This is a genomic window from Streptomyces sp. NPDC049040, assembly GCF_043197715.1.
Classification (GTDB): Bacteria; Actinomycetota; Actinomycetes; order Streptomycetales; family Streptomycetaceae; genus Actinacidiphila.
Genome location: NZ_JBICTO010000026.1, coordinates 1 through 25,986, shown reverse-complemented (window position 1 = coordinate 25,986; position 25,986 = coordinate 1). Strand labels below are relative to the sequence as shown.

The following is a 25,986-nucleotide window of genomic DNA, read 5'->3' as shown; positions in this document are numbered from 1 at the left end:
GGGCCCGGTTACGGCTCAGGAGGTCGGCGACGTCGCCCAGGTCCGGAATACGGCGAGGACCTCCGCGAGATTCCCCGGGCCGCACGCGGCATGGAAGGTCTGCTCCGCGGTCCAGGCCAGTACCCAGTCCCGGCTGCTGCGCCTGACGTCCAGGCGGGTGTACTCGCGTCCTTCCAGGTCGGTCTCCTCCAAGTCGATCTCGACGCTCCAACCGGGGTTGTCGAGCGTGGCGATCCGCACGCCCCACTCATGCTCCCAGTCGCCGTCGCACTGGTGCGCGTACCACTCCTGCAGCCAGTCGAGAAGGGACTCCGAATCACCCATGGCGGGGAATGCCACTCAGGCCTTTTTCCGGCTGGAAGCAGAGGCTTGCCATCGGGGCGCGGGTGGTCCAGCCGAGGGAGCGGTAGAGGGCCTGGCCGTCGGGGCTGGCGACCAGGATGCCGGTATCGGCGCCGGCGCCGTGCGCGGTGGCCAGGAGGGTCTGCACGACCAGGCTGCCGAGTCCCTTGCGGCGGTGCTCGGCGGCGGTCGCGATCTGGTCGAGCACCGCCGTCGCCCCGGTCACCGCTGTCTGTCCGCGTGCGGCGAAGTGCCCTTCCCCGTTGCGCACCAGGACCCTGGTGACCCCGCCCCTGGTCCAGGAGGTGAGCGTGTAGCCCGGCCGCGGCTCCGGGCGCACGGCGGCGAGCGGGAGCGTCATCAGGTACCCGGGCGGCGCGAAGTGCCACCCGGCACCGATCCACGGACGCACGGTGTCGTCCTCGGCAAAGAGCTTCAGCCAGGTCCCGGCCGCGCTCGTGGTCGCCACCAGCTTGCGCACCTCGGCCTCGCCCGGCTGCGGCAGCACATGGCGGCTCACCTGTGCGACCTGCCCCACGTCGATGGTCCACCCCCAAGGCTCCGCGACCGGATCGGCCGCGCCACGGGAAACGGTCCACCCGTCGATCCAGCCGCTCACCAGGTCACGGATTTCCGTGTCACGCATGACCCACCACCCCTGTGTAATAGACGAAAGACGTGTGCGTAGCTTACCGAATGCGGGTCCGGCGCCGCAGGGGTGCGGTCACATCATCGTCGCCAGGCCGCTGACCAGGGCACACGGAGGGCTCCCGGCGGAGCACTAACCGGGCGGGGTGCCCGCCGCCGGGTCGTGGCCACGATCGGAAGCCGGTCCGGGGGCGAGCCCGGGTCCGGGGGCGAGGGTCCGGGCCAGCAGGAGCGTGGTGTCGTCGTCGGCTGGGCCACCGGAAACCATGGTGTCGACGACCGAGGCGCACAGGTCGTCAAGGGAGGCCGCCGGGACGGCGAGAGCAGTACGCAGCCGCTCCAGGCCCTGGTCGATGTCGGCGTCGCGGGTCTCGATCAGGCCGTCGGTGTAGAGCGCCAGCACGCTGCCCTCCGCCAATTCCACCGTGACCGAGGTGAAGGAGGCGAGCCCCACGCCGATCGGCGCTCCCGGGGGGACATCGACGAAGTCGACGGAACCGTCCGGGGCGATGACGGCCGGGGGCGGATGGCCCGCGCTGGCCATGGTGCAGCGCCGGGCCCTCGAGTCGTACAGCACGTACAGGCAGGTCGCCCCGACCGCCGCCGACAGGGCGTCCCCGTCCTGGCTGTCCTCCCAGGTCATCTCCACGACGAGTTCGTCGACGTGTCTGAGCAACTCGTCGGGAGGCATCTTCAGTTTGGCCAGCGTGCGGACCATCGTACGGAGCTGGCCCATGGTGGCCGCCGCGTTGATGCCGTGGCCCACGACGTCCCCGACCACCAGCGCGACCCTGCCGCCGGCGCACGGGAAGACGTCGAACCAGTCACCGCCCACCCCGCGGTGCGCGTCGGACGGCAGGTAGCGGGACGCCACCTCGACCGCGTCGGCGCCCGACAGGCGGTGCGGCAGCAGGGCGCGCTGCAAGGTCAGGGCGGTGGTCCGCTCCCGGGTGTAGCTGAGCGCGTTGTCGAGGCTCAAGGACGCCCGGGCCACGAGATCCTCGGCCAGGACCAGGTCGGACGGGGTGAACGGGTCCGGATTCTCGCTGCGGACGAAGACGGCGATACCCAGCATCGCCCCCCGGGCGTGCAGCGGGACGATCATCAGGGAATGCATCCCGGTCCGCCGGATGACACGAGCCCGGTCCGGGTCGTTGTCGAGCCAACCGCCGGGTGAGGTGTCGAGGATCGGCTCGAAATGCGACCTGCGGCTCTTGAGGACGGCCGTGAAGGGCGACTCCGGGGGGACGAAGACCGCCGTGCCCAGGGCCCAGAGCGACTCCCTGAAGTCGGAGTGGATGGAGGCCATGCCGGCCCGGTAGAAACCGGGGATGCCGGTGTTCGTGGCCTTCAGCCGCTCCAGCGGCTCCCTCCCCAGCCGGACCGCCTCGGTCAGGTCGATCGTGGCGTAGTCGGCGAGGTTCGGCACCGCGGTCTCCGCCAGCTCCTGTGCGGTGACCATCGGATCCAGGCTGGTGCCGACAGCCCGCTCCGCCTCGCTGAGCAGCCGCAGCCGTCCGCGCTCCTGCCCGCCACTGCCGTGCATCGCCACCGAGCACACGCCCAGCGGCCGACCGTCCCGTCCTTCCAGGCGCAGGAAGGTCACCCAGGAGTAGTGGCCCTCACTCTCCGCCGCCGTCGCCGGCCACAGCTCGTGGCGGATCAGCGGCGCACCGCTCTCCAGCACCTGCCTCATCGCCGATTCCAGGAAAGCGGGATGCCGGGCGTCGAAGAGGTCCGTGACATGGCGGCCCAGCTCCGGCCCCGAGCGGAAGATCGCCCGGTCGTGGACGCTGTCGTTGAACCACGTGCAGCGCAGGTCCTCGTCCCAGGTGGCCAGGCTGAAAGGCGCGTGCTCGACGAGGGCACGCAGCGCCGCCGGGTCGAGCGCCGGGCGCGCGAGCGGGTCGTACGCGCACAGCAGCCAGCCGGCCGTGCCGTCACCATCGTGCAGAGCTGAGGCCCGGAGGCCGACTTCCTCCTCGTCGCCGTCGCGGCGGCTGACCCGCACCCGGCCCGCCCAGGGCCGCCCTGCGGCGAGGGCATCAGCGGGAGCGGAGGCGCCCGGGGCCAGCAGGCGTGCGACAGGACGGTGGAGAACCTCGGCGGCGGGGTAGCCCCACAGGCGCTCGGCCGACGCGGTCCAGGTGGTCACCGCCAGACCGGAGTCGAGCACCGCGAGGACATCGACCGGCTCGGCTGCCGTCACATCTCTCCGGGAGGACATAGGGGAACTATAGGGCTTTTGGGTGGTATGTCCTGATCGCCCGCCCGAGCCGAAGATGCATCCCCCCGCCCGATGGAGGAGGGTGGAGGAAGGGCCGCTGCCAGGAAAAGCGGTGCCTTCGATTGCGCGGCGATCCGGGTCCCGCAGTGGCCCAGGGTCGGCGCACCGGCACTCGGGCCTGACAGGTCCGCACAGTGCCCTCGCACCGAACGGTCGCACTCTCCCAAAGGGCGTTCGCCATGGACAACGACATCAGGGCGGCCCTCGCCGCCGGCGTTGCGGCGGGATACGTCGCCGGCCGGAAGAACAGAGGGAAGCTGGCCCTCGGCCTGCTGTCCCTCATGGCGGGCCCAGCGGTGAATCCGGTCGATCTGATCAGCCGGGGGGCACGGAAGATCGCCGACGCTCCTGAGTTCCAGCAGCTCAGACAACAGGTTCTGAACGAACTGGCAGGTTCAGAACTCTCAGCGGCGGACCTCGGAGAGGGCGGCATCGAGGCCCTGACCGCCGTTCTGCGGGAACGCACCCGCCTCCTCACGGCCGACGAGACGGCCCCGGACGAGACGCCGGAAGACGAGGAACCGGACGACGAGGAACCGGACGACGACGAAGCGGGAGCGCCAGACGCAGAGCCGGAGGACCGCAGCGGGACCGACGAGGAAGAAGGGGAAGACCAGGACGAGGCAACGGAAGCGCCGCCGCCCGCCTTGCGCCGATCTCCGAGGAAGAAGCCGGCCCAGACTCCCTCCTCCCGCGAACCAGGCCCCAGGAACCCCCCGGCGGAAAAGGCGAAGGCGCTGGCGAGAAAGAACCGGGCAGAGCGGTCCGCACGGGCGCCGGGACCCAAGAACCCGCCCGCCGCCAAGGCGGTGGCGAGGAAGCGGACGGAGGACTCAGCCCGGAGGCCGGGTCCCAAGAACCCACCGGCCGCCAAGGCGGTGGAAACTGCAAGGAAGCGCCAGGAGCGAAAGGACGGCGCCAGGAGCTCCGCAGCCGAGAGGTCTTCGGTCCGCAGAAGCAGGATGCGCTGACTCTCTTCGCCGGTCACGGACCGAACCTGAACGGGCGGAAGAATGCATCCCGTTGCCGATCGTCGATTGTGCGCGGGCGTTGAATCCGGTCAATCGGCGTCAAGCCCGGTCGTGACCGGTCCAACCGTTCAGGCGCCCGCGGTTGTTGCCGATCTGCACCCTCTCGCGTGCCCGGTCCGCCGCCGGAACCAGGTGCAGGTACACGGTCCCCGCGACGCGGGCGCATCCGACATGCCCATCCGGTGATGGTGCCCGATCGTCGGCCACGGCAGTACCGGATTCTCCGCGGCCGACGAGGGGCACCACCGATCGACGTGGTGACCGGCCGGCGCGGGTTCAGGAGTCCTGGACGAGGAACCGTCCCTGCGTGGCGTCCAGCGAGACGAACACGAAGGCCGTCGGCGCGGCGCCGAGATTGAGGTGGAATGGCTGGAAGCTCGGATTCAGCTGCAGGGCCAGTTTCCACGGGCCCCCATCGGGCCACTCGTCGTCCTGGAAGAACGCGGGGGTTCCGCCGATCTTGTCACCGGCGACCTCGTCCCAGTACCGATCGTGGTCGGCGGCCGTCAGCCCGCCACGAAGGGACTGCGGAAGGAATCCGGGGTCCTCGCCCGGCCGGAGCCGGACGCCGTACTCGGCGTCGGACCCGTCCGCGCGGTGGTAGAGGCCGGGCCCGGTGGCCATCGGGAGCGTCGAGCCGCCGTGGACGCCCCCCGGCTGCACGATCACCGCGTTGGCGCCCTCGTCGGGAAAGGCGATGTCGGGGTCGAAGAACACCTCGTCGCCGTACTCGGCGTGCGTCACGAAGACATAGGCGAGCCTGCCCCGCCCCGTGTCGCCGAGCACCGCCCCGAGCTCGATCTGGCAGACGAAGCGCATCGGCTCGTCCCAGGCCTCGTTCACCGGCCACTGCGGCTCGGCGAGCCACACCGGCCGGCCTCCGAACTTGGTGACGGGAGCGGTGATCGCCGCCTCAGCGGGTACGAACGCCTCGATCCTCGACGTCGAAACCATGCGCCCTCTCCTTCGTGCGTTTCACCTGCCCTGCGCGGCCCGCAGCCGGCGCCCAGCTTCGTCCACCCGCCCCAGTACAGTCGAGGGCGCCCGGGTCCGCGATTTCCGAGACTGCCGGGGTCCGTGACGGAAATCATGTCGATGCGCGCACATATACCCGCTCGCGCAAGTATCGTTGCGTCAGGTGTCGCCCGCCGGCAGGCGGGGCGGCCCCTCGACCCGTGCACCGACCGGCACCGCCACAACTCCGGAGACAGCCCATGCCCAAGCTGTTCGAGCCGTACGCTCTGCGTTCTCTGACCGTGCGCAATCGTGTCTGGATGGCTTCCATGTGCCAGTACAGCGCGGCGCCCACGGGGGCGGCCACCGGTACCGCGAACGACTGGCACTTCACCCACCTCGCCGCACGGGCCGCGGGCGGTACGGGACTGATCCTCACCGAGGCCACCGCGGTCAGCCCCGAGGGCCGGATCACCCCCTACGACCTCGGCATCTGGAACGACACGCAGGTCGACGCCTTCAGGCGCGTGACCGCGTTCCTCAAGGACCAGGGCACCGTACCCGGCATCCAGCTGGCCCACGCCGGCCGCAAGGCGTCCACCGAGCGGACCTGGGTGGACCGCGGCGCGCCGATCCCGCCCGACGCGCCGCTCGGATGGACCCCGGTGGGTCCCAGCGCCGTGCCGTTCGGGCCTGCCTCGACCGTGCCGGAGGAGCTGACCGAGGACGGCGTCCGCCGGATCGTCGGGGAGTTCGCCGAGGCAGCCCGCCGGGCGCGCTCCGCCGGCTTCGACGTCGTGGAGATCCACGGCGCCCACGGCTACCTGCTCCACCAGTTCCTCTCGCCCTACACCAACCACCGCACCGACGCCTACGGCGGCTCCTTCGAGAACCGTGTCCGCTTCCCGCTGGAGGTCGTCGAGGCAGTACGCGCGGTGTGGCCGCAGGACCTGCCGGTCTTCTTCCGGGTCTCCGCGACGGACTGGCTCAGCGAGAACACGGACGACGACCGTGAGGGCTGGACGGCCGAGGACACCGTGGCCTTCGCCAAGGAGTTGCAGGCCCGCGGGGTGGACCTGGTCGACGTCTCCACCGGCGGCAACGCCCCTGACGCCCGCATCCCGTCCGCCCCCGGCTTCCAGGTCCCGTTCGCCGAACGCGTGCGCAACGAGGCCGGCATGCCCGTCGCCGCGGTCGGCCTGATCACCCGGCCCGCCCAGGCCGAGGAGATCGTGGCCTCAGGACGCGCCGACGCGGTCCTGCTGGCCCGGGAACTCCTGCGCGACCCGTACTGGGCGCGCCACGCCGCCGAGGAACTCGGCGCTGAGCCCTACATCCCGCAGGCGTATCACCGCTCCTGAGCGGACCTGCCTTCCGGCGGTCAGATCGCGGTGGGAAGGTGGGGCGATGCCGCGATCCGGGCCATCGTCCGAAGCTTCGTGAAGTAGGCGGCGCCGTACTCCTCGTCGATCAGGGGCAGGATCGTGTCGAGGTCGGCGATGCAGCGCCAGAGGGAGGCGACGCCCCCGTGATCGAGCCCTCCGCTCAACTCCCCCTGCACGAGGCCGGCGACGTCGGCGTCCAGGAGGATCAGGTCCACGCCGCCGACGTCCACACCGCGGAAGCCCGCGGGGAACGGTGCGCGGACGTGGTCCTTCCACAGCCGGGCGAGGTCCGCGACCAGGTCGTGCATGCCGCCGGTGCCGTGGTCAGGAGCCGTCGGTGCGGCCGAGGTGCCGGGCGAAGAACCGGACGGAGCTGTCGATTTCGAAGGACGGGACTCGGAAGTGGCCGCCGACGTTGGCGTGCAGGGTCTTCTCGGTGGAGCCCAGCGCGTCGAACAGCTTCATGACGGAGTCCCGCGGATTGCCCACGTCGTCCAGTTGCAGCAGGAATTCGACCGGGACGGTGATCCGCGCCGCGTCGTCGATGAGCCACTCGCTTCCGATGAGGCCGAGGACGGCTGCCGTGATACGCGGTTCGGCCGCGACGAGGCGGATGCCCATTTCCCCGCCCTGCGACAGGCCGTAGTACCCGACGGGCTGCCCCTCGCCCACGGAGTCCAGTTTCCCGAGTGCGTCCAGGGTGGTCTGCCAGTCGGGTATGAGTTGCGCCGCCACGACGTCGCAGAGTTCACGCCACTCCGGGCCTACGGGCTCGCCGGCCGCCTCCCGCCCCTGGATGATCGCGACAAGCCGCTTGACCTCGGGGTGTTCCGGCCGGTCGCCCGTCCCCGGCGCGTCGATCGAGGCGACCGCGAAACCGCAGGACACGACGTAGGGGATCGCTCGGGAGACGACGCCCCATTCCTTCCTGTGCTGACCACCGCCATGCCCGATGAGGACCAGCGGCCGGGGGCCGGAGCCCGCCGCGGGCGTCCACAGCGCCCCCGGGATTTCCCCGATGGTGAAGAGCTGCTCACGGACGCCGTCAGCGACGGTTTCTGAGGCTACGCGCATGCGTTCATGTCAGCAGAGGCGCCTCGGGCGTCGCAAGCCGATTACCGGGCGCCGGGCCGGTCCCGGATCACGGCAGAGCCCGCCGGGCCGTCCGGCCCGCGATCCGCCGGCACGAAGGCAGCCCGCCGGCTCCCGCCGGGCGGATACCGTGGAATGCGCGGGCTTTCCCTGCTCGTGCGCCTGAGGGGGTTGCAGTGGGAATCGAGATCGACCCGGCGGTCTTCGCCGAGAACGAAGACGGATATGCGAGCGAATCCGTCATCATCATCGGCTCGTCCGACCCCGGCGCCGCGGAGGACGCGCTGCTCCGGGCCGGGCGGCGCTTCACCCATGTCGCCGAGGACGGGCGGGAGATCAGCTCCGAGGAGTTGGACACCACCGACCTCTACACGCCCAACTACGTCTCGGACATCCACCATTCACCCCGCGGCCCCTGGGTCTACGTGGACTGCAAGAGCTTCATATCGCCGCCCATGCGGGTGCGGATGCTCGCGGTCCTGGTGGAGGAGCTCGAGCGCGCGGGGGTGAGTGGACGCCTCGAGGTGCCGGGCGAGAGCGACGACGACTACGAGACGACGACGAGCGTCGACCCGACCCCCTGAGTCCTGCGGACGCGCGGCGATCTCGAGCGGTGCGCGGGCGCGCGCTGCGGGTATGGCCGCGCGTGGGCGCCTGGCAACTCGCGGGAAGATGAACGTACTTGTCCTGCGACCCGGCTGAGGTGCGAAGACCCGGAGAACGTTGAGGCCTTGACAACGTCACGAACCCCGGAGGAGCATCGCTTGCTGTTGCGATGACAACGTTGTCCATCTCGGCGGGCACCCCACCACCCTCCCGGGGCGCCTCTCCTCCCCGTACGTCCGAAGGGCAGGAAAGTGTCAGTCAGATCCTTCTCATCCGACGGTAGAACCCGTCTGCGGTTCCGGGTCGCCACGGCGGCCACCGCCGTCACCGCGCTGCTCGGCCTCGGTCTCGGCGCGCAGAGCGCCGGGGCTGCCTCCCCGAGCGCCGCACCGGCCGATCCGGCCTCGTACGTCAACCCGCTGATCGGCAGCTCGAACGCCGGGAACACCTACCCCGGCGCCGTGGTCCCGTTCGGCATGCTCGCCTGGAGCCCGCAGACCTCGACGGGCAACCAGTTCTCCACCCCGGCCCCGGGGGGCTACCGCTACGACGCCACCAGGATCCGCGGCTTCAGCCTCACCCACCTCAACGGCGTGGGCTGTTCCGGTGCCAACGGCGACATCCCGATCATGCCGTTCGTCGGCGACGTGACCACCTCGCCGAGCTCCGACACCCGGGACGCGGTCTACGCGAGCACCTTCTCGCACGACTCCGAGACCGCACAGGCCGGCTACTACAAGGTCGGCCTCGACAGCGGCGCCACGGCGCAACTGACCACGACCGCGCGCAGCGGCACGGGCGAGTTCGGATTCCCGGCGGACAAGCCGGCCAGCATGCTGCTGCGCACCTCCAACTCCGAGAGCGGCAGCAGCGCGGCCACGGTGAACGTCGACGCCGCCACCCGCACGGTCACCGGCTCGGTGGACGCCGGCAACTTCTGCGGCCCGCAGAGCGCCAACAACCGGCACGACGTCTACACCCTGCACTTCACAGCCCACTTCGACCAGCCCTTCGCGAAGGTCGGCACCTGGACCGACGGCACGCTCGCCCCCGGATCCACCTCCGCCGAGGGCGGCACCGGCTACAACAGCAGCGGCAACCCCACCGCGGGCAAGGGCTCCGGCGCTTACATCACCTTCCCGGCCGGCACCCGCGACGTGCAGGTGAAGGTCGCCGTCTCCTACGTGAGCGCCGACGGCGCCGAGGCCAACCTCCGTACGGAGAACCCGCCGTCGCGCTCCTTCGACTCCGTGCGCGCGGCCGCGACCGCCGACTGGAACGCGGCGCTGGACCGTATTGCGGTCTCCGGCGGCACCCCCGGCCAGTTCAGCACCTTCTACACCGCGCTCTACCACTCCATGCTGGAGCCCACGCTCACCAGCGACGTGGACGGGCGCTACCTCGGCGGCGACCGCGCGGTCCACAAGCTCGCCAAGGGCCAGCACGCGCAGTACGGCACCTTCTCCGGCTGGGACCAATACCGCGCCCAGGTCCAGCTGCTGACGCTCCTGCAGCCCCGGATCGGCAGCGACTACGCCCAATCACTCTTCAACTACGCAGCCCAGCGCGGCGGCGAGTGGGACCGCTGGCTGCTGGAGAACGGCAAGACCAGCGTCATGTCAGGTGACCCCTCGGACGCGGCCCTCGCCGGCATCTACGCCTTCGGCGGACGCGACTTCGACGTCAAGGGCGCGCTCACCTCGCTGGTCAAGGCCGCCACCGTGCCCACCGCCGACGACTCGGACAGCGCTGGCTGCAACGTCGAATGCGTCGGTCAGCGACCGGCGTTGGACCAGTACCTGAAGCTCGGCTACGTCCCCTCCGACAACTGCCACTGCTGGGGCGGCGCCGCCGAGACGCTGGAGGACGCGGCGGCCGACTTCGGGCTGTCGGAACTCGCGGGCGCGGTCGGCGACCGTTCCACACAGCAGGCCTTCGCCGAGCGCAGTGGCAACTGGACCAACGTCTTCGACCCGAACGCGACCGCGCAGGGCGGCTACGTGCGCGACCGCAACTCCGACGGCTCATGGGCCGGCGCCACGTTCAGCCCGAGCACCGGCAGCGGTTTCGTCGAGGGCAGCAGCGCCCGCTACGACTGGATGGTCTACTCCGACGTCGCCGGGCTCGCCCAGGCGATGGGCGGCGACACGGCCGCGATCCAGCGGCTCGACGCCTTCTTCCGCGCCCCGGACGGCACCTTCGACTTCTCGGCGAAGGACCAGACCCGCTACGACCCCACCAACGAGCCCGACATCAACGCGCCCTACCTGTACGACTACCTCGGCGCGCCCTACAAGACGCAGCAGACCGTCCGCGCCGAGACCGACCAGCTGTGGACCGACACCCCCGGCGGCATCCCCGGCAACGACGACGCCGGCACCATGTCCTCCTGGTACGTCTTCTCCGCGCTCGGCCTCTACCCGCAGGTGCCCAGCCGCGCCGACCTGGTGCTCAGCACGCCGATCTTCCCCAAGGCGGTGATACGCACCGGATCCGGCCACACCATCACGGTGAACGCCCCGCAGGCGTCGGCCGCGAACATCTACATCCAGGGCCTGCGCGTCAACGGCAAGAAGACCGACCAGCCTTGGGTGCCCGCCTCCTTCACCAGCCGCGGCGGCACCCTGGACTACACCCTCGGCGCCACCCCCGACACCCGCTGGGGCAGCGCCGCCAAGGACGCTCCGCCGTCCTTCCGCACCGGTGAGGCCCCGTTCTTCGCGGCCGCCTCCCCCACCTCGGTGAAGGTGGAGCCCGGCAAGACCGCGACGGCCTCGCTCGCGCTGTCGACCATCCAGGACAAGAAGGCCAAGGTCTCCTGGAGCGCAGACGCCCCGGCCGGCATCACCCTGTCGCCCTCGCACGGCACGGTCACCGTGCCCAAGAACGGCGGCACCGCCGCCAAGACGACCGTCAGCGTCGCGGCCGACACCAAATCCGGTGTCTACCGCGTACCGTTCACCCTCACCGGTCAGCACGGCGCGAAGGCCCCGACCGCCTGGCTGAGCGTGACGGTCGGCGTCAACGGCTCGGTCACCTGGTACGTCAACAGCAATGGCATCTCCTACGACGACGCGAACCCGACGGCCAACTTCGACGGCGGCGGCTGGAGTTACTCCGCGAAGGCGCTCGCCGCCGCGGGGGCCACCCCGGGCGGGACCGTCTCGGCCGACGGCTTCGACTTCACCTGGCCCGACGTCGCGCCCGGCGCTCCTGACAACATCGTCGTGGGCGGCGGTGACCAGGTGCTCGACGTGTCGAAGACCTCGGCCGGCGCCACCCGGCTGAGCCTGCTCGGCAGTGCCGCCTTCGGCGACACGTCCGGCACGGCCACGCTCACCTACACCGACGGCACCACCCAGCAGGCCGAGATCGGCTTCAGCGACTGGACGCTCGGCGGCGGCGGGGACACCCCCTCCTTCGGCAACACGATCGCCGTCCACACCACCTACCGAGACGTCATGGGCGGCTCGACCGACCCGGTCGGCACGGACGTGTTCGCCACCGCGGCGATCACGCTGCAATCCGGCAAGCAACTGGCGTCCGTGACGCTGCCGGCCACCACCCAGGGCGGCGACATGCACATCTTCGGAATCGCCACCGCGTAAGGCTCCGCCGCACCGAGCCCGCCTGCGCAGCCGCCGCCCCGGTCCGTCATCGGACCGGGGCGGCACGACGTCTCCCCCGAGGTGACCCCACACTCCTGGAAAAGCGCTTTCTCCGCGTTCCCCACCGCGACCTCCGCGACCGCGGTCCTGGCGGCCTGTCCCCCGGCAGCGCCCGGCGTGAGGCCGTGACCCCATGGCGCGCCGGTGAATCGCGCCCTGGTCCCGTGTCGACACCGCGGGCAGGCACGTGCGAGGAGATAGGAAGAGGGGGTGAGCCACGAGGACGAAGGCACATCTGGGCGAGGACGCCGATGGCAGCGGTGGAAGAGGCGCTGGGACGCGTCCTCCGCCGCGCTGGTGGTGCGCCGAGGCATCCAGATGGAGCTGATGTCCCGGGCCCTGAGCTTCGCGGCCCTGAGCCTGCTCACGCTGCTGCCACTGCTGACCCTGGTCGGCGCCGTCGACCCGCACAGCGGCCTGGGAGCGGGAAAGTTCCTGGGGCGCGTTCTGGGCCTGTCCTCCTCGTCCCAGGCACGTATCGCCGAGGTGGTCGTGAATCCGGAACAGGCTCTGCGGCGGGCCACCGCCTTCGGCCTCGCCGTGCTCGCCGCGTTCGGTCTCACCTTCGGAACCGCGCTTCAGACGGGATACGAGAAGGCGTGGGAGCTGAAGGCCGCCCACTGGCACTCCCTGTGGCGCCACGTCATCTGGCTCGCGGCGTTCATCGGCTTCCTGCTGGTCGCGGTCGCGGCGCTCGGGCACGGCACGACCGTTTCCGAGCAGGTCGTCGGGGTCGTGGGCGCCGTCGGCATCTCTCTGCTCTTCTTCTGGTGGTCGCAGCGATTCCTGCTCGTCGGACGGGTCAGCTGGCGGGCCCTGCTGCCGGGGGCGGTGGCCACCACGCTCGGCCTGATCGGCCTGCGGATCTTCTCCGGTCTCGTGTTCTCCCCGCTGGTCGCCTCGAACGCGGTGACCTACGGGCCGGTGGGCACGATCCTGGTCGTCCAGTCCTGGCTCACCGGCGTCGGGTTCGTCGTCTACGGCGGGGCGGTCATCGGACGCGTCATGCACCAACGCCACACGGAGCACGGCAGGGCCGGCAAGACCTGAGCGCGTCCGCACCCGCCGGGTCCCGGTTCACCGGCGCCGCTCCGGTCCCGCCCCTCACCATGCCCGTCGCGGCCCCCGAGCGCCCTCGATCGTGTCGAGGACATACCGCGGCGGCCGGCCCGGGAGCATCCGGGCCGGCCGCTGCGACGGAGCGGTCAGCGTGTCAGGACACGCTGCAGGCTGCCCCGTTGAGAGTGAAGGCGGTCGGCGAGCCGGTGCCTGAGCCCGTCCCCTGGAACCCGAAGCCGGTGGAGCCGCCGGCCGCGATGGTCCCGTTGTAGCCCAGGTCGGTGGCGGTCACGGCCGCACCGGACTGGGTGGCCTTGGTGTTCCACGCGCTGGTGATCTTCTGGTCGGCGGGGAAGGTCCACTTGAGCGACCAGCCGTTGACCGTGCTGCTGCCGGTGTTGCGCACGGTCACGTCCGCGGTGAAGCCGCCCGTCCAGGCGCTGGCGATCTTGTAGGTCACCGAGCAGGCCGCGCCACCCGGCGGGGTCGTGGTGGGCGGGGTCGTGGTGGGCGGGGTCGTCGTGGGCGTCGTCGTGGTCGGCGGGATCGTGGTGGGCGGAGTGGTCGTGGGAGTGGCCGTCGGCGGGGTCGGGTCCGACGATCCGGCGGAAGCCAGCGCGTAGGCCACGTCCGGCAGGAAGGTACCCGCGGCGCCCGCGCAGCCGTCCGCCTCTCCCGGCGGCTTCACCCAGAGGAAGGCGTCGATGGCCGAGTCACCGGTGTTGGTCGTGGGGTAGGTGCCGATCGCCCGGCCCGAAGGGTCGCACCACGCTCCGCCGCCGGCCGGTCCGTTGCCGTTGCGGCTGGTGTCCACCACGGCGTGCAGATTGCCCGGGTTGCCCAGCGAGGCCAGCACGTTCTTGGCGAAGTTGACCTCGTTCCCGGTGGTGTTGAAGTTGGAGACATTGGTGAAGAGGCCGTCGGCGTTGGTCAGGATCCCGGCGTTGCGCAGCCGGTTGGCCTGCTCCGAGGCGCTGTTCCAGGCCGAGTGGCCGCCGTCGAGGTAGACCTTGGCGTTGGGCGCGGCGGCATGGATGACGGCGCCCGCCCGGGAGAGCGAGGCAAAGCGGTCGGCCTGCTGCTGCGCGGACAGGCAGGTGGTCAGGGCGATGGAGTCCGGCTCCAGGATGATGATCGACTGCCCGCTGCCCAGTCCGGCGGCGAAGTTGCGCACCCAGGTGTCGTACGAGGCCAGGTCCGGCGCTCCACCCGCGGAGGCACCGCCGCAGTCGCGGTTGGGGATCTCGTACACGGCCAGCACCGGCACCTGCCCCGCGGCGGCCGCGGGCGTGGTGACCGCCCTGACGTCGCTGGTGACCGTGGACGGCCGGTAGTTGGAGAACCAGATCGCCTGCGGCTGGGAAGCGATCCGCCGGGCGATGATCGGCTGGCGGGAATCACCGGGGTTGGCGCTGACCCAGCGGGCGACCTGGGAGGCGGGGTCCTTGTAGAGCTGGGTGCCGGTGGGGAGGCTGCCCTGGACCGCGGCGCCCGCGGTGATCCCGGTGCCCAGCGCGATACCGGCGGCAGCGAGGCCCGTGGCCAGGCCGAGCGCCACAGCCTTGCGCGCCCGCGACCCGCGTGCGGCGGCCGCGGCCGCCCTGGCATGGCGCAGGGGGCGGATGAGGGGTGTCACAGTTGTCCTCCGTGCTCTCGTGGGGGGAGAGGGTCCTCGGGTGAGGACCGGATGCGCGGGCACTCGTGGGAGCGCTCCCGCACAGCCGGGCTTGAGCCTAACCAGCGCGACGAAGGTGCGTAATCCCTGTGCGGAACAGTTTTGCGTCGCGATGGGAGCGCTCCCATCGAGATATGCCCCCAAGAAGCGGTTACGGAACCCTCGCGGAGCACCGGGTGACTTCCCGGGTCGGGGCGCCGCACAGCGATGGCCCTGCCGCACTCCCCGGGAGGGAGCGGCCGAATGAGCGGCCGGGGCGAGGGTAGGCGGGGCGAAACCGTCACCATCACCGTCACCGGAGAGTGCCATGGTCGCCCTTCAAGGTCCTGCGGGTCGTCGCAGCCCGCAGCCGGGCGATGTCCTCGACGAGCGATATCGGCTGGACGAGGTGCTGGGAGCCGGTGGCACCGCCGACGTCTTCCGGGCCATGGACCTGAAACTGCGGCGCGAGGTCGCGGTCAAGGTCTTCCGCCCAGGCGCCACGGCGGTCTCCGCCGCGCGCTTCGGCGAGGAGGCGGTCCTGCTGGCCCGGCTCACCCATCCGGCGCTCGTCGCCGTCTACGACACGGGCCGGTACCTCGGGGGCGCCTACGTGGTGATGCAGCTCGTGAAGGGCGTCACCCTGCGCGAACGCCTCTCGGAGGGCCGGTTGCCCCCCGCCCAGGCGGCCCGCATCGGTGCGCAGTTGGCCTCGGCGCTCGCCCACGCGCACGCCGCCGGAATCGTCCACAGGGACGTGAAGCCCTCCAACGTGCTGCTCGGACCCGGCGACGCCCCCTACCTGGCGGACTTCGGGATCTCCCGCCTGATCGACGAACCCACCCGCGCGGAACCGGGGATGGTCGTCGGCACCGCGCCGTATCTGGCGCCGGAGCAGATGCTCGGCAAGGGCTCGGGTCCGGCCAGCGACGTCTACGCGCTCGGCCTGGTCCTGCTGGAGGCGTTGAAGGGCGAAAGGGAGTACCAGGGAACCCCGTTGGCAGCCGGCACCGCCCGGCTCTTCCGCTCGCCGGAGATCCCGCAGTGGGTACCTCCCGAGCTGGCCTCCGTCATCGCGGCGATGACACGGAGCGAGCCCGCCGAGCGGCCCGACGCGGATCGATGCGTCCGCGCACTCGAAGAGGCGAGGATCTCCTCGACGCCGATTGCGCCCCCCGACGCCGACGCCACCACTCACCGGAGTCGCACCGTGAGCGCCACGCTCGACTCCCCCCTGCGATCGAAGCGCCGCCGGGCGCTCGTCGCGGGCACCACGGCCGCCCTCCTGCTCGGCGTGACGGGGGTGACGCTGGTGGCCATGGACACCGGTCCGTCCGCACCGGACGCCGGCACCCGCCACAGCGCCCCGGCCGGCGCCCCCGCCGATCCGGCGGCCACCTCGCCTGCGGCACCCGCGTCCGCTCCCCCGCACGCTTCGGGCGGCACTTCCGGCCCCGCGCACACGCCCCCTTCCCTCGCCAAGCGGGCTTCCCTGCCGCACCGTGGCGGGCCCGCGGCCGGCGCTCCCCCGGCGGGTCAGAACCCCGTGCCCGGCACCGCGCACAAACCAGCCCCTGCCGGCCCCTCCGGCAACGGCAATGGCAATGGCAACGGGAAGGCAGACGAGGCCAAGAAGGCAGCGGCTCACGGCACTCCGGCCAAGCCGAAGAAGTGACGTGACGTCCGCAAGCTCAGCACTCGTACCGACGCCGGTGCGGATCCGGCCTCAATCCCCGCACATCGTCGGCGGCTCCGATGCCCAGAGCAGGCTGCCGATCACTCCGCTGCCCAGGGGGCGGCCGGCCGTCCGGCGGCCGACCGCCGCTGTCACTCGGGCCAGCTGCCCGTCACGTGCTTCACCAAGTGGGCGCCGCCTCGATCGACGGCTGCTTTGACCACCGCGAAGAGGGCGCCCTGCATCGCCGCCGCGAGCAGGATCTCCTGCCAGCTGCGGTCCTCGTCGGTGGCGTCCGGGGCGTCGTCGTCATCGGTGATGAGCGTCCACGCCTTCCTGAACAGCAAACCGGCCACCGCCCCGCTGGCGGCGCCGATCGCCCAGCCGACCGGCTTGTACGCCAACCCGGTGCTCTTCATCCCAACCGCCTCCCGCCATGGGCCACGAGGAACCTCCCGGTCGCCGCAGCCACGTGTGACTGCCCGTGTGCCCTGGAAGCAGCACGTCACGCACCGCGGCTCGCCAGGGCCGCAAGCCCCCCGGTGGCCATGGCAGGTTGGACGGTCGGTTGTATGAGAAGGCTTGGGCGACGGCGCAGGCGTCCTCGTAGGTCAGGCGTCACGTACGGGTGTGCGGGTAACCGGTCCGTATGCGAGCCACACGAGCGGCGGGGGTCGCGGTCGGGACGTATCTGGCCGGGGTACTGATCTGGCATTTCGGGGGACGCACCGGCCACGGCCACCCCTGGAGCCAGTCCTGGCTCGGCGGACTCGCCTTGGCGGTCACGGCGGGGCTTGTGGCGCTGGTGAAACGCCTGTGGCGGCGACACCGCCCCGCCTCGGACCGCACCGGCGGGGGTGACAGGCCGACCGCTCCCCCATCCCATCCGTGACGCACCATTGGCCGGCCGCGCGGGTGGGGATGTCTGGCAGACTCGATCGCATGTCCGAGCAGCCTTCCGGCGATGTTCCGCACGACTACGCGGCCTTCTACCCCGAGGTGGTGAAGGCCGGTTCCTTGGTGAACGCGCTTCAAGCGGCGGCGGATCACGCGGGCTACGCGCTCACGGTCGAGTCGACGTCTTCGCCGGGCTGGCGCCGTGTGGGGGCGCAGGTGTCAGCCGGGGATCGGTCGGCGAATGTCCTGATGGCGCCCCAGGAGCACAGCTTCCGCGTCGACTGCTGGACCGGCGGGGTCCGGATGGCCGCCGGCGGCAGCAGCCAACTGGCCGAGGTCGCCGGTGCGTTGTACACCTGGCTGCGCGCGCCACGAGTGTCCGAACTCGTGACGCAGTGGCCCTTCCTCGAGACCTGGGAGCCGGCCGAGGCGTATGAGCGCGGGGAGGCAGTACCGGTGCGGTGGCGCCGGCTGCGGGAGTCCGCCGGGCGCCGGCAGGACGCGGCCTTGCACGAGCTTGTCGAGGCTGCGTTCGCCCAGCCGCGGCTTCGCGCCCTGTCGCCGGGGCAGAGCATGCACTGGGTCACCTTCAGCCGTCGGGCTGCACCTCCCATCTGCCATGACCTGCCGCGAGTCATGGCGATCGGGGACGGCTGCTTCCGCGTTCGGTTTGCGGACGGCCGGCTCCAGGATGTGTACGGTGCGACGGAGGCTGTGGCCGTGGTCGTCGGGGGGCTTCCCGACGACGCTGTACCCGACCCTTCGTGCATGTGACGGGATCGCGGGTTCGTCTGCCTACCGCCGCTCAGCGTCGAGGCATTGGGGGGGAGCATGGATACCGCGCAGCGGCATCAGCAGCCGGAGGACGGGCCGGGAGAGGCGGGGGCCGCCCACCCCGCGGCAGGGGACGCGCCACGGCCGCGCCTGCGGGAGCGGTTCACCCGGGGGCAGTTGGCCCTGCGGGCGGCCTGGGCGGCAGGCGGGCTGCTGCTCGCCTACGCCGCCGTGGCGTTCCTCGTCCGGGGCATGTGGCTGGAGCCCGCCCTGCTCTGGGTCTGTCCCATCGTCTGGGTGGTCGCCGGTGGCATCGCGTCCTCGACGGCCGAATTCTGGTCGGAGAAGAATGTGCACCGGGCGCGCCGGGTTCCGGCACGGTACGTCCGTACGGAGCCCGACCCGGAGTATCACCGGCGCTTCGTGCAGGTCTACCAGGCGCAGACCGGGACGAGCCGGCAGGTCTTGTGGCGCAGGGACAGCGGCAAGACCGCGGACCTGGCCGCGCTGCCGATCCGGCACGTCTGGCTCCTGCCCGGCGACGAGGAAGACGAAGCCGTGTCCACCGCGGGGCTCGTGTTCATGGTGTTCTTCCTTCTGGTGCTGCTGTGCGCGGGGCTCGTCTTCGCGCTCGCGGGCCTGGCCGGGGTCGGGTTCTGCCTGGTGGGTCCCTGGCTGCTCTGAGCACCGCGGCCGCCGCCGCGTGCGGGCGAAGTCGCCCTGGTGCGGCGGCGGTCGGGCATACGGCGGCGCGAGCCGTGGATCAGTGGCGGAGGAGGGCCGGGGCGCGGCCGGTGGTCTCTTCCTGGGCGACGTGGGCGGCGGCCGCGGCGGAACCGCGGGTGGCCGCGGGGGAAGCGGGGGCGCCGCAGAAGACGGGGTCGAGGGCGGTGCGTTCGGCCGCGAAGACGGTGGAGTTGTTGGAGGCGTCGGCCGAGACGGTGAGCTGCCGTGAGCCGTCCTTCGTGGTGTAGGAGTAGGTCTGGTAGCCCTGGAGGATCCCGTCGTGGCCGTAGACCTGGGTGCCGCAGGACAGGGTGTACTGGCGGATGCCGAGGCCGTAGAACGAGGTGCCGGTGGTGTCCGCCGGCTGCGTGGTCTCCATCTCCGCGAGCTGCGCGGCGGGCAGCAGCGCGCCGGACGTCAGGGCCCGCCAGTAGCGGTTGAGGTCGGTGGTGGTGGAGATGGCCGCACCGGCCGTCCAGATCCACGAGGCGGTCTGCTCGGTGGCGTCGGACAGCGGCTTGGAGCGGTCGTCCTCGGTGAGGTAGCCGACGGCGTGCGGTCCGGTGATCTCCTTGCGGGGCACGACGAAACCGGTGGCGGTCATACCCGCGGGATTCAGGATCCGGTCGGTGAGGACCTTCGCGAAGGGCTGCCCGGTGACGTGCTCGACGAGCAGGCCGAGCACCACGAAGTTCGTGTTGGAGTAGTCGTACCGGCTGCCGGGCGTGAACTGCGAGCCGTGCGTCAGCGCTCCTGCCACCAGGGCGGCGGGGGCGTACGTCCGGTAGCGGAACTGCTGGTAGCCGGTGACCGTGTCGCCGACCAGGATGCCGGGCAGGTCGTTGCTGTAGTCGTACAAACCGCTGGTGTGGTCGAGCAGTTGCCGCACGGTGATCGGGGATCCTGCCGGGAGTACCCCGTCGGGCAGGTATCCGGTGACGGGCGCGTCGAGGTCGACCTGGTGGTGGGCGACGAGTTGCAGGGTGAGCACGGCGGTGAAGTTCTTGGTGATGCTGCCGACCCGGAACCGCCCCTTCGGGTCGACCGGCGCCTGGGTGGCCAGGTCGCCGGTACCCGTGCTGACCGTCCCTCCTGCGCCGCCGCGGTCGCTCACGAGCGCGAAGGCCCCGGGCGAGCCCGCCGCGACGACGCTCGCCAGTGCCTGCCGCAGGCCCGCGTAGTCGGGCGCGGGACCCGAGGCCGCCGGAGCGGCGCCCGCCGGGCCCGCGGCGAGCAGGACCGAGGCGGTTGCCGCTGACGCGACGGCGGCGGAAGCGACCGCGCGGGCGCGGCGCCTGGTGCCGGACGGACGGGTCGAGCCGAGGAATCGGGAAGACAAGACAGAACTCCAGTTCTCTACCGGAACAATCGAACCAGCCGCCACAGCGGCCACTACCTGTACAGACGCTGTGGCACGCAACTTTGTTACGTGGGAAGCGGAAGATCGCGGGAGGTCTTTCGCGGCGGCGGTGCGCGCCAGGCGCCACCGCCGAAGATCGGGAGTCGAGCGCCCCGGCGGACTCCCGTGCCGTGTACAACGGAGGTATCCCGAATCTTCTACGACCGAGGACGGCTCGCATGCCACAGCACAACCCTCTGGGCAGGATCGGCGTCTGGAGCAGCGCCTGGACCACTGCCCAGAGCGGCGACGGCCCCGCGTACTCAGCTGCGCACGACGACGCCGCGGCCGAGCTCGACAGCCTGGGCTACGGCACGATCTGGCTCGGCGCCAGCCCCGCCGTCTCGTACGCGGCGCCCCTGCTGGCCGCCGCTCCCCGGATCGTGGTGGCCACCGGCATCCTCAGCATCTGGCAGTACGAGGCGGAGGAGGTCGCCAAGGAGCGGGCGGCGCTCGAACGCGCCCACCCCGGGCGGTTCCTGCTCGGGCTCGGGGTGAGCCACGGAGTGCTCGCCAAGGACTACGCGAAGCCGTATTCGGCGATGCGCGAGTACCTGACCGCGCTGGACTCCGCGCAGGAGCCGGTGCCGGCCGCCGGCAGGGTGCTGGCCGCGCTCGGCCCCAAGATGCTGGAGCTGGCCAGGGACCGGTCGGCGGGGGCCCACCCGTACCTGGTCACCGCCGAGCACACCGTCCGGGCCCGCGAGGCCCTCGGCCAGGACGCTTTGCTGGCCCCGGAGTTCAAGGTGGTGCTCGACCAGGACCCGGAGCGGGCCCGTGCGACGGCCCGCGCGTATCTGGCCATGTACCTCACGCTGCCCAACTACACCGGCAACCTGCTGCGGCTCGGCTTCACCGAGGACGACCTGCGCGACGGCGGCAGCGACCGGCTGCTGGACGCGGTGTTCGCGATCGGTGACGCCGACGCGATCGCCACGCGCGCCCAGGAGTTCTTCGCCGCAGGGGCCGATCACCTGGCGCTCCAGGTCGTCACCGACGACACGCGGACCGAGCTTCCGCTGGACGCGTGGCGGCGGCTGGCGGCCGTGCTGCTGCCGTGACGGTCGACACCGACGGGCTCACCGGGGGCCGCCACCGATGTCGCCTTGAGCGAAGCCCGACGGCGCCTTCCACCCGAGGACCTTGCCGAAATCGAGAGTGAGCACGAAGCCGTTGGCTTCGGCGCCGGCGCCCAGGACCTTGAAGGAGAGCCCCGGGAGCTTCGCACCTCCCAGGACGTCGGGCACCGGGAGCGGGATGTCCTTGCCGAAGAGGAACGGGTTGACCGTCCTGCGCGTGCCGGGACTGCTCTCGATCCCGCCGATGGCACCGGCTGCGATCATCCCGCTCACGGACAGGGAGATCGACAGCGCGACGGGGTCGCCGACCAGCTTCTTCCAGTCGGTCAACGCCATCTGCTTGATCTGGAGCAGTCCCTGCCTGACCTGGGACAGCTGGGACAGCGCTTTCAGGACGTCGCCCGCGCTGCCCGGTTTCGTCAGCCGCAGGCCGGGGTCGGTGCCGGCCGGCGGGTCCCGCTGAAGTGACAGGGCCTGGGCGGTGGGGAGCGAGTCGTCGTCGGCTCCAGTCCAGGGCGTGTCGGGCACCAGGTCGGCCGCTCCCAGGTCGGAGTCGCCGATGTTGGCGATCTCCTGGGCGAGGGTGTCGGGGTCGAACATCCAGTGGAAGACGTCAGGCGTCATCCCCGCGTCGCCGGACACTTGATCGCCGTCGGCCTGGTCGCTCTGCGACGCCTCGGCGGTGGCGATGTCCTCGTCGCGCTGCACGTGGGCATCGAGCCGGCGGCCGCCGGTCCGACCGGCCGCCGAGAGCCAGGTCGCCACCGCGGCGTTTCCGGCCGTGCGCTGCATCGAGAGCACGGCGCGGGCGCTGTCGAGCGAGCCGCCGGGAATCCCCCGCACCCAGGCGGGCGGGAGGCTGCTTGCGTGCTGCCGGGTCAGGAGGTCCGGCCCCCGCACTCCTGCGACGGCGCGCTCGTGACCGACCTCTTCGTACTCCCGCACGTCATCCCCCCGATCAAGGCTGTCTCACAGCATGCGCCACTCCGGCTTGCCGCGCCAGGGCGTGTCTGACCTGCGGCGCCGCCCGCCAGGCCACTCTTTTGCCGCTCAGGCCCCAGTTATGTCATCGTGTGAAGACATCATGTGATGACAAGCTTGGGGAGAATGTCGATGACTGCCCGACACGCAGGGCCTGACCTGCGGCAGCGCGCCTTGGTTCCGGTCCTGGTGTTCCTCGGCACCGTGGTCGCGGTGATCAGCAGCCTGGGGGCTCCGCTGGTCCCGACGATCGCCGACGTGGACCATGTGTCGCTGTCCGACGCGCAGTGGTCGCTCACGATCACGCTGCTGGTCGGATCGGTCGCCACCCCCGTGATGGGACGGCTGGGCGACGGGCCGCACCGGCGCAGGGTGGTGCTGGGGGCGATCACGGTGGTGCTGGTCGGCAGCGTGCTCGCGGCCCTGCCGCTGGGCTTCGGCTTCCTGGTCGCCGGGCGCGGGCTGCAGGGGGTGGGCCTCGGACTCGTCCCCCTGGCCATCGCCACCGCACGCGACGCGCTGTCGCCCGAGCAGTCCCGCCCCGCGGTGGCGCTGCTCTCGATCACCACCGTGGCCGGTGTCGGCCTCGGCTACCCGCTCACCGGGCTGATCACCGAGGCGATGGGCATCCACGCCGGCTTCTGGTTCGGAGCGATCATCAGCGGTCTCGCCCTGCTGGCCGCCGCGCTGGTCGTGCCACAGGCCGGCGGGCGCAAGAAGCAGTCCTTGGACGCCCCGGGAGCTGTGCTGCTCGCCGTCGGACTGGCCTCGCTGCTCCTCGCGCTCAGCGAGGGCGAGGTCTGGGGCTGGACCTCGGCCCGGGTGCTGGGCCTGGTCGTGTTCGCGCTGGCGCTGCTGGCCGCCTGGAGCGTCCACGAGTTGCGTACCGCCCACCCGCTGGTGGACTTGCGGACACTGCGCAACCGATCCGTGCTGACCGCCAACGTCGCCGGGCTGATAGCCGGTGTGGCGATGTACATGTTGATGTCGATGGTCACCCGCTTCGTGCAGACCCCGAGCGCCGCAGGCTACGGCTTCGGCACCTCGGTGCTGGTCACCGGGCTGGTGCTGCTGCCGTTCTCCGCCGCAAGCGTGGCCTCCAGCAAGCTGGTGCCGCTGCTGACCCGGCGGACCTCGACGGCGATGGTGCTGCCGATCGGCTGTGCGGTGTCGCTGCTGTCGATGGTGCTGTTCCTCTTCGCCCGCGGCCAGCTGTGGGAGCTGTTCGTGATCATGGGCGTCGCCGGACTCGGCGTCGGCTGCACCTTCGCGGTGATGCCCGGCCTGATCGTCAACGCCGTACCCGCGCACGAGACCGGCAGCGCCATAAGCTTCAACCAGGTACTGCGCACCATCGGCTATACGACCGGCAGCGTGCTGAGCGCCGTCGTCCTGGAGGCGCACACCGCTCCTGGCCGGCTGCTGCCCGCCAACAGCGGCTACCAGACCGCCGCCTGGCTGGGTTGTGCGATCTGGGTGGTCACTGCTTTCGTTGCGATCGTCCTGCCGAGGCGCTCAGCGCAGCGCCCCGTGACGCCATCGACCGTGGACGAGGAACTGCTGATGGACGAGAGCATCGCCGACGCCGAGACCGCGGAGGACAGCGTCACCCGGGTGGCGGGCCGGTCCGGCCGGTGAGCCCTGTCAAACGGCGGGACTCCGCCCGCAGCCGGCAGTTGCTGCTGGAGGCGGCCGCCGGCCTGTTCGCGGAACGCGGCTACGACCGCAGCACGATCAGGGAGATCGGCGAGCGCGCAGGCGTCGACCCGGCCCTGATCGCCCGCTACTTCGGCGGCAAGGCACAGCTCTACATCGCGGTGCTCGACCTGGACCGCGCCAACGCCAGGCCGGCCGACCTGCTGGAACCCGAGCGCAACCTGATGCTGGTGAACGGTGTCGACGTGCGCGGACCGGGTCCGGTCTTCCGTGCCGCGGTCTCCCCCCTGGAAGACCCCGAAGTCCAGGCCGCCGCAGTCGGCCAGCTGCACTGGCGACTCGTGGATCCGCTGTTCGAGCGCTTCACCCGTGAGGGCCTGGACCGTCCCCGGCTGCGGGCGGAGCTCGCGGTGGCGGCCTTCGTCGGTATCGTCCTGTCCCGCCACGGCGGAGCGTTCGGGGCGCTGGCCGAGGCCGATACGGACGAGGTCGTCCGGCTGGTGCTGGACATGCTCGGCCAAGGCCGCTGAGCAGGCCGGCCGACCGACCGGGCCACGCAGGCCCGGTCACGCAGACCCGGTCACGCAGCCCGAGGAGTTCACCCATGGCAGAGGCGCCGCCCTTCCTGCTCCAGCGCCTGCACGCGGCAGGGCTGACGGACGTCTTCACGGTCGCGCCGGCGGCCGGAGGCCTCGCCGCAACCGCGGGACTCGCACGCCGCGGTGACGGCTCGTCGGTCTTCGCCAAGGCGTTCGACGAACCCCCGTCGGACGACGTCTTCGCCGCGGAGGCCGAAGGGCTCACGGTGCTGAGCGATGCGGGCGGCATCGCCACACCCGAGGTCATCCTCGCGGACCGCGACCTGCTCGTGCTGTCCGTGCTCCACCCCCGACCGCAAACCGAGGCCTTCTGGGAGCGGTTCGCCCACCTTCTCGCCCATCTGCACACCACCTCTCGCCACCCGCGCTTCGGGTGGCACCGGGACAACTGGCTGGGCCGTCGCCGGCAGGTCAACACCTGGGCTGACGACGGTTTCGCGTTCTTCGCCGAGCACCGCCTGCTGCGCTGGCTCGGCGAGCCCCGCGTCCGGGACGCGCTCGACGCCCAGGACCGGGCGGCACTGGAGCGGCTGTGCGAGCGGCTGCCCGAGATTTTGCCGGTCAGGCCCGCGTGCCTGACGCACGGCGACCTGTGGGCGATGAACCTCATGGCCACCCCTGACGGGCAGCCCGCGGTGATCGACCCGGCCGTGTCGTACACATGGGCAGAGGTCGACCTGGCCCACCTGTGGACGACGGCACCGCCACCCGAGGCGCAGGTGTTCTTCGAGCGGTACGCGGAGCTGACCGGGCTCGACCGGGAATGGCGCGATCGCATGCCGATCCTCCAGCTACGCCAGCACCTGGCCGTGATCGCGCAGTTCGACCCCGATTGGGGCGCCGCGGACCTCTTGCGTGCCACGCTCGCCCCGTTCCGGCAGCGCTTCTGAGTCCAGCGGGGCAGCCGGGCTCTCTGCACCGGATATTCGAAACATAAGTCATCACGCTCGAAATTTTTCGCACACCTCGCCAGGGTGAACTCCCACTCACACCTCCCAGCCGACGGCAAAAGATCGACCAGGGGTCGGGGATTCGGTGTGAGATGTATTGACGTGCCCCGATCGGCGATCCTAAGGTGCCCGAAACGATCGCACGGCCACCGAAACTTTCAGTGGCCCAGACCGGGGAGTCGGAGCATCGACGAGATAACTCCGCCTCTCCGTGCAGGAGATGTCAGGACGCGAGAGGGCGCCACCCCCAGTAGCCGAACGCCTTCCTGACGGCGCGCCCTGAGTGAGCGCTCACACCCCCTCAGCCGCCTCGCCTCCTCCTGCAGTGACAGAACCCGTGACCGGCGACCGACTGCGGCGTGCCACCGCGGCCGGACATCGCCCCCGCAGACCCGACCGCAGACCCTTCCCGGTGCATGCGACAACAACGACAGATCAGGGAGTTTCACGATGGCGAGGATGACGCGCAGCGCTTGTGCTGTGGCTATCGGTTTGGGTATGGCGGTTGCTGTGGCCGGTTGTGC

The 25,986-nt window shown here is 71.3% G+C and carries 22 protein-coding genes; 12 read left to right on the top strand and 10 right to left on the bottom strand.

The window, feature by feature from the left end:
• Positions 1–15 precede the first annotated feature (15 nt).
• From ACGFMP_RS34430 to ACGFMP_RS34420, 3 genes are all read right to left on the bottom strand, one after another.
• Positions 16–324 carry an immunity 53 family protein gene (locus tag ACGFMP_RS34430; protein WP_393677618.1) on the bottom strand — a complete coding sequence of 103 codons (309 nt, stop codon included), beginning with the start codon at positions 322–324 and terminating at the stop codon, positions 16–18.
• On the bottom strand, positions 317–988 hold the full coding sequence (locus tag ACGFMP_RS34425) for a GNAT family N-acetyltransferase (protein ID WP_393677616.1): 672 nt from the start codon (positions 986–988) through the stop codon (positions 317–319). The genes ACGFMP_RS34430 and ACGFMP_RS34425 overlap by 8 nt, the downstream gene beginning before the upstream one ends.
• 135 nt (positions 989–1,123) lie before the next feature.
• Positions 1,124–3,217, bottom strand: coding sequence for a SpoIIE family protein phosphatase (locus ACGFMP_RS34420; protein WP_393677615.1), 2,094 nt, complete (start codon positions 3,215–3,217; stop codon positions 1,124–1,126).
• 239 nt (positions 3,218–3,456) lie between these two features.
• Between ACGFMP_RS34420 and ACGFMP_RS34415 the strand changes: the two genes are divergently transcribed.
• Entirely contained in the window at positions 3,457–4,248 is a 792-nt protein-coding gene (locus ACGFMP_RS34415; RefSeq protein ID WP_393677613.1) for a hypothetical protein, read from the top strand.
• A gap of 336 nt (positions 4,249–4,584) precedes the next feature.
• Here ACGFMP_RS34415 and ACGFMP_RS34410 read toward each other — a convergent pair whose 3' ends face one another.
• The gene (locus ACGFMP_RS34410; protein WP_393677611.1) at positions 4,585–5,262 is read right to left on the bottom strand and encodes a hypothetical protein; all 678 of its coding nucleotides are present in this window, start codon (positions 5,260–5,262) and stop codon (positions 4,585–4,587) included.
• Positions 5,263–5,522: 260 nt separating this feature from the next.
• On the opposite strand from ACGFMP_RS34410, the gene ACGFMP_RS34405 reads away from it, so the two are divergent.
• Complete coding sequence (locus ACGFMP_RS34405) at positions 5,523–6,623, top strand: NADH:flavin oxidoreductase/NADH oxidase (RefSeq protein ID WP_393677610.1); 1,101 nt, start codon at positions 5,523–5,525, stop codon at positions 6,621–6,623.
• Positions 6,624–6,643: 20 nt separating this feature from the next.
• Here ACGFMP_RS34405 and ACGFMP_RS34400 read toward each other — a convergent pair whose 3' ends face one another.
• Both ACGFMP_RS34400 and ACGFMP_RS34395 read right to left on the bottom strand, forming a co-directional pair.
• Positions 6,644–6,955, bottom strand: coding sequence for a hypothetical protein (locus tag ACGFMP_RS34400; protein ID WP_393677609.1), 312 nt, complete (start codon positions 6,953–6,955; stop codon positions 6,644–6,646).
• Positions 6,956–6,971: 16 nt separating this feature from the next.
• Positions 6,972–7,721: a dienelactone hydrolase family protein gene (locus ACGFMP_RS34395; protein ID WP_393677607.1), complete on the bottom strand. Its 750-nt coding sequence runs from the start codon at positions 7,719–7,721 to the stop codon at positions 6,972–6,974.
• A 194-nt stretch (positions 7,722–7,915) separates the two neighbouring features.
• Between ACGFMP_RS34395 and ACGFMP_RS34390 the strand changes: the two genes are divergently transcribed.
• The 3 genes from ACGFMP_RS34390 to ACGFMP_RS34380 all read left to right on the top strand — a co-directional run bounded on the left by ACGFMP_RS34390 (position 7,916) and on the right by ACGFMP_RS34380 (position 13,063).
• Positions 7,916–8,323, top strand: coding sequence for a hypothetical protein (locus ACGFMP_RS34390; protein WP_393677606.1), 408 nt, complete (start codon positions 7,916–7,918; stop codon positions 8,321–8,323).
• 273 nt (positions 8,324–8,596) lie between these two features.
• Positions 8,597–11,953, top strand: coding sequence for a GH92 family glycosyl hydrolase (locus tag ACGFMP_RS34385; protein ID WP_393677604.1), 3,357 nt, complete (start codon positions 8,597–8,599; stop codon positions 11,951–11,953).
• A 270-nt stretch (positions 11,954–12,223) separates the two neighbouring features.
• Entirely contained in the window at positions 12,224–13,063 is an 840-nt protein-coding gene (locus ACGFMP_RS34380) for a YhjD/YihY/BrkB family envelope integrity protein (RefSeq protein WP_393677602.1), read from the top strand.
• A 163-nt stretch (positions 13,064–13,226) separates the two neighbouring features.
• Here the strand turns inward: ACGFMP_RS34380 and ACGFMP_RS34375 are convergent, their stop codons facing one another.
• Positions 13,227–14,708, bottom strand: a complete 1,482-nt coding sequence (locus tag ACGFMP_RS34375; protein WP_393677600.1) for a glycoside hydrolase family 6 protein — start codon at positions 14,706–14,708, stop codon at positions 13,227–13,229.
• Positions 14,709–15,054: 346 nt separating this feature from the next.
• Between ACGFMP_RS34375 and ACGFMP_RS34370 the strand changes: the two genes are divergently transcribed.
• Complete coding sequence (locus ACGFMP_RS34370) at positions 15,055–16,401, top strand: serine/threonine-protein kinase (protein ID WP_393677598.1); 1,347 nt, start codon at positions 15,055–15,057, stop codon at positions 16,399–16,401.
• A gap of 152 nt (positions 16,402–16,553) precedes the next feature.
• On the opposite strand, the gene ACGFMP_RS34365 is transcribed toward ACGFMP_RS34370, so the two are convergent.
• On the bottom strand, positions 16,554–16,820 hold the full coding sequence (locus ACGFMP_RS34365) for a DUF4235 domain-containing protein (protein ID WP_393677597.1): 267 nt from the start codon (positions 16,818–16,820) through the stop codon (positions 16,554–16,556).
• A gap of 781 nt (positions 16,821–17,601) precedes the next feature.
• On the opposite strand from ACGFMP_RS34365, the gene ACGFMP_RS34360 reads away from it, so the two are divergent.
• Positions 17,602–18,072 carry a DUF6193 family natural product biosynthesis protein gene (locus tag ACGFMP_RS34360; RefSeq protein ID WP_393677687.1) on the top strand — a complete coding sequence of 157 codons (471 nt, stop codon included), beginning with the start codon at positions 17,602–17,604 and terminating at the stop codon, positions 18,070–18,072.
• A gap of 57 nt (positions 18,073–18,129) precedes the next feature.
• Entirely contained in the window at positions 18,130–18,756 is a 627-nt protein-coding gene (locus ACGFMP_RS34355; RefSeq protein ID WP_393677596.1) for a hypothetical protein, read from the top strand.
• Positions 18,757–18,835: 79 nt separating this feature from the next.
• Here the strand turns inward: ACGFMP_RS34355 and ACGFMP_RS34350 are convergent, their stop codons facing one another.
• On the bottom strand, positions 18,836–20,137 hold the full coding sequence (locus ACGFMP_RS34350; RefSeq protein WP_393677594.1) for a serine hydrolase domain-containing protein: 1,302 nt from the start codon (positions 20,135–20,137) through the stop codon (positions 18,836–18,838).
• Between the two features lie 239 nt (positions 20,138–20,376).
• On the opposite strand from ACGFMP_RS34350, the gene ACGFMP_RS34345 reads away from it, so the two are divergent.
• Positions 20,377–21,258 (top strand): LLM class F420-dependent oxidoreductase, encoded by an 882-nt coding sequence (locus ACGFMP_RS34345; protein ID WP_393677593.1) that lies wholly within the window; start codon positions 20,377–20,379, stop codon positions 21,256–21,258.
• A gap of 18 nt (positions 21,259–21,276) precedes the next feature.
• Here the strand turns inward: ACGFMP_RS34345 and ACGFMP_RS34340 are convergent, their stop codons facing one another.
• Positions 21,277–22,221 carry a hypothetical protein gene (locus ACGFMP_RS34340; RefSeq protein ID WP_393677591.1) on the bottom strand — a complete coding sequence of 315 codons (945 nt, stop codon included), beginning with the start codon at positions 22,219–22,221 and terminating at the stop codon, positions 21,277–21,279.
• 168 nt (positions 22,222–22,389) lie between these two features.
• Between ACGFMP_RS34340 and ACGFMP_RS34335 the strand changes: the two genes are divergently transcribed.
• The 3 genes from ACGFMP_RS34335 (at position 22,390) to ACGFMP_RS34325 (ending at position 25,402) form a co-directional block, all read left to right on the top strand.
• Positions 22,390–23,895: an MFS transporter gene (locus ACGFMP_RS34335; protein WP_393677590.1), complete on the top strand. Its 1,506-nt coding sequence runs from the start codon at positions 22,390–22,392 to the stop codon at positions 23,893–23,895.
• Positions 23,892–24,443, top strand: a complete 552-nt coding sequence (locus ACGFMP_RS34330; protein ID WP_393677588.1) for a TetR family transcriptional regulator — start codon at positions 23,892–23,894, stop codon at positions 24,441–24,443. Before ACGFMP_RS34335 ends, ACGFMP_RS34330 begins: the two co-directional genes overlap by 4 nt.
• A 74-nt stretch (positions 24,444–24,517) precedes the next feature.
• Positions 24,518–25,402: a fructosamine kinase family protein gene (locus ACGFMP_RS34325; RefSeq protein ID WP_393677587.1), complete on the top strand. Its 885-nt coding sequence runs from the start codon at positions 24,518–24,520 to the stop codon at positions 25,400–25,402.
• Positions 25,403–25,986 lie beyond the last annotated feature (584 nt).